3 protein-coding genes are annotated in these 3,031 nt (G+C 53.1%); all 3 read right to left on the reverse strand.

The window, feature by feature from the left end; translation table 11 throughout:
* Positions 1-523 (reverse strand): PqiC family protein (locus EJP87_RS15030; RefSeq protein ID WP_130472676.1); only part of this gene is annotated, 523 nt, incomplete at its 3' end.
* Positions 524-529: 6 nt separating this feature from the next.
* The gene (locus EJP87_RS15035; protein ID WP_130472677.1) at positions 530-2,245 is read right to left on the reverse strand and encodes a PqiB family protein; all 1,716 of its coding nucleotides are present in this window, start codon (positions 2,243-2,245) and stop codon (positions 530-532) included.
* A partial coding sequence (locus EJP87_RS15040) for a paraquat-inducible protein A (RefSeq protein WP_227657675.1) occupies positions 2,242-3,031 on the reverse strand: 790 nt, incomplete at its 5' end. The genes EJP87_RS15040 and EJP87_RS15035, both read right to left, overlap by 4 nt.

The raw sequence follows: 3,031 nt of genomic DNA on the forward strand, positions 1-3,031 counted from the left end.
TGTTACTGCGCAACTGGTTCTGTTCGGTAAGAAGGGTTTTACTGCTTTGATTATCCAGCAAGCGCCAGCGTGCTTTCAAAACAACCTGGTTCTCTGGACCCAATTCAAACTGACTGATTTGGGTTGCCAGACGAAAGGCGGGACGCTCCTGCCATAAGGCGCTGGGCGGGGAGAGACGGTTACTGGCAAGCTGCAGGGAAAGATTTTCCAAAACAACCCGTGAAATGTTATCGCGCAAGGTATCACCCCATTGTTCAAATTGCGCCAGTTGCAGATGGTTGCTACTGCTGCGGGTCACAATATGTGCCCGGTTGAGGTAGGGGGGCAACTCCACCGGTTCAATGATCAATAAGGGCTGTTGTGCGGAAGCAGGTGCTGTTGTCGCAGGTTGTTCAGCTTGGGTGGTGGCAGTGGGGGTCAATAGATAATAGCGCACCGGTGGCGAACCAGTCACACAGGCAGAAACCAATAAAGCTGCTGACAACACAAGCGATAACGAAAATGCAAGCGGTGCTCGAATCATGGCCGACTATTTTTCCTTACCAAAAAGCAGAGATTCTGGTTTGGTTTCCAAAAACTCCATAAATGAGCGAATGGAACGGGCAGTGGCAGAGAGTTCTCGGGTCACCTCCAGCAGATTATAATGCATGGGTGCGCTGGGATTGAACATCCCTTCAACTCCCAGCAGGCTCTTTTCTGTTTGTTGCAGAGCCTTTTGTGCGGCTTCCAAAGTTTCATTCAGCCGTTTGCCCAGAGTGGGTGGATGACCATTCATCTGTACCAGCATCTGTTCCAATTGGCTGGTGATTCCTTTGAGAGAGCGCAAAGTATCATGCAACTCGGCAGCATTGATGGTGCGATTGGCGCCTTTGAGGGTGCCATGCAACTCTTCCGCCATCTCCTGCAGCGGTAAAGATTGCAGACTCTTCAGCAACATGGTGATCGATTCGGTAATTTCGCCAATCGAGCCGGGCATGGTGGGCATTTCTGGATATTTGCCGGGCATGCCTCGCCGTTTTAAGGGAATTTCCGGGTGCATGTCCAATTCAACGATACGCTGTCCGGTCAAATAGCTCCCGGTTTGCAGTTGAGCACGCAAACCTTTTTGAATCAATGCCTCAATCAGATCATAGGCAGCACTATCCACATCCTCTCCCGGTTTTCCGGCATGCAAAGCATCCACCCGCTCCGGTTCAATCTGTACCAGGACTGGAATGCGGAAGGTGGTGTTTTGTTGGTCATATTCCATGCCGATATCGGTGACTTTTCCCACCTTGATGCCACGAAACTCCACCGGGGCTCCGATACTCAAACCACGAACCGATTCATTAAAATAGAGGACATAGACGATGCGCTTGCTATAGGCTTGTTCGGTGATGGCCGATTTATCATCGTACAGCCAAAAAGTATGATCATTTTGCGCGATGCTTCCCTCTTTAAGGGAGTCTGGTGTATCGAAGGCGACACCACCTGCCAAGAGTGCTTGCAAAGATTCCGTTTTAACCTTTACTCCTTCCGCACTGATGGTGAGATCGACACCGCTGACGCGCCAGAAGCGGGTATTTTCTTGCACCAGGGTATGGTAGGGTGCGCGAACAAAGAGGTGGAGATAGACACTTTTTTTGTTGGGTGCCAAGGTATAGCCGAGAATTTCGCCGGCCGGAATGTCGCGGAAATAGAGAGGTGAGCCGCTATCCAGCGAGCCGAGCGCTTCGGCCTGGAGAATATATTTCCCGCCTGGAGCATCCATGCGCACGACTGGGGGAGTTTCCAAACCTTTGAACTGGCGCGTGGGTTGTCCTGACCCTGGTTCCAATTCGATATGGGCACCGGACACCAGAGTATCCAGGCCAGAGACGCCGCGCAGGCTCATGCGTGGCCGTACTACCCAAAATTTACTCTCTTCACGCAGATAGGGTTCTGCAGAGCGCATCATGCGGATTGCCACCGAGACGCCACTTTGGTCATCACTCAAGTGCACGCTTTCCACCTGACCGACCTCGACCGCTTTATAGGTGACGCGGGTTTTTCCAGCCACCAACCCTTCAGCGGTTTTGAACTGGATATGGATCATGGGGCCCAGCTCAATGAGGGTTTTATAGGCCAACCACAGACCGATGGCCAAGGCCAGAAGAGGCAAAAGCCAGACCAGAGAGAGGCCACGCGGGGTATAGGTAACAGCGACTGGCAGAGCTGCTGGTAGTGGATTGTTCTGCTGGTGTGCTTGCGTATGCGGTTCGGTCATGAAGGTTGCTCCAGTGCATCCCAGATCAGACGCGGATCAAAACGTTGCGTAGCCAGCATGGTGGTGACCACCACCAAGCCGAAAAAGGTGGCTCCCATGCCGGGTTCAATGGTGGAGAGGGTGCCTAATTGCACGAGAGCCGTCAAGATGGAGATCAAAAAAATATCCACCATCGACCAGTGGCCGAAGGATTCGATAATGCGATAGAGGGTGGTGCGCTCTTTTGGGCGCCAGGAAGAACGCATATGGATCGAGAGCAGCAAAAAGGAGAGGATCAGCAGCTTCATCATGGGTACCACGATACTGGCATAAAAGATCAACAGGGCCAGAGGCCACAGACCATTTTCCAACAGATGTTGAATGCCACTGAGGATGGTATCGGGGTTGCCTTGTCCGAAGCGGATCACGGTCATGATGGGCAGCATGTTGGCTGGCAGATAGAGAAGAGTGGCAGTAAGCAGGAGCGCCCAGGTGACAGTCAGGCTGGCTGTTTTGCGTACATGCAGGGGGGTGCCGCAATGCGGGCAAGCGGGAGTGCCGGAGAGTTCGGGAGGAGTGTAGACCAGCAAGCTGCAACACTCACAACGAAGCAATCCCAACTCTCTTGCGCTGGGGATGGCTAAAGGATCATCCGCAGCAGCTTTTGGCAAGGAGATTTGCTGCAGTGGTTGCTCTGTGTGCACATCAGGAGCAAGAAAACGGCGTCGCACTTGCGGGTCGATGGAAAGGGCGGCGGCGCAGGTAGCGAGCAGCAATCCGCAATAGGCATACAGGGCAATGCCTGGG

Source organism: Candidatus Magnetaquicoccus inordinatus (assembly GCF_004217665.1).
Classification (GTDB): Bacteria; Pseudomonadota; Magnetococcia; order Magnetococcales; family Magnetaquicoccaceae; genus Magnetaquicoccus; species Magnetaquicoccus inordinatus.

Coding starts and splice junctions, on each gene's coding strand:
- EJP87_RS15035 (WP_130472677.1), bottom strand. CDS start 2,245: ATGACCGAACCGCATACGCAAGCACACCAGCAGAACAATCCACTACCA.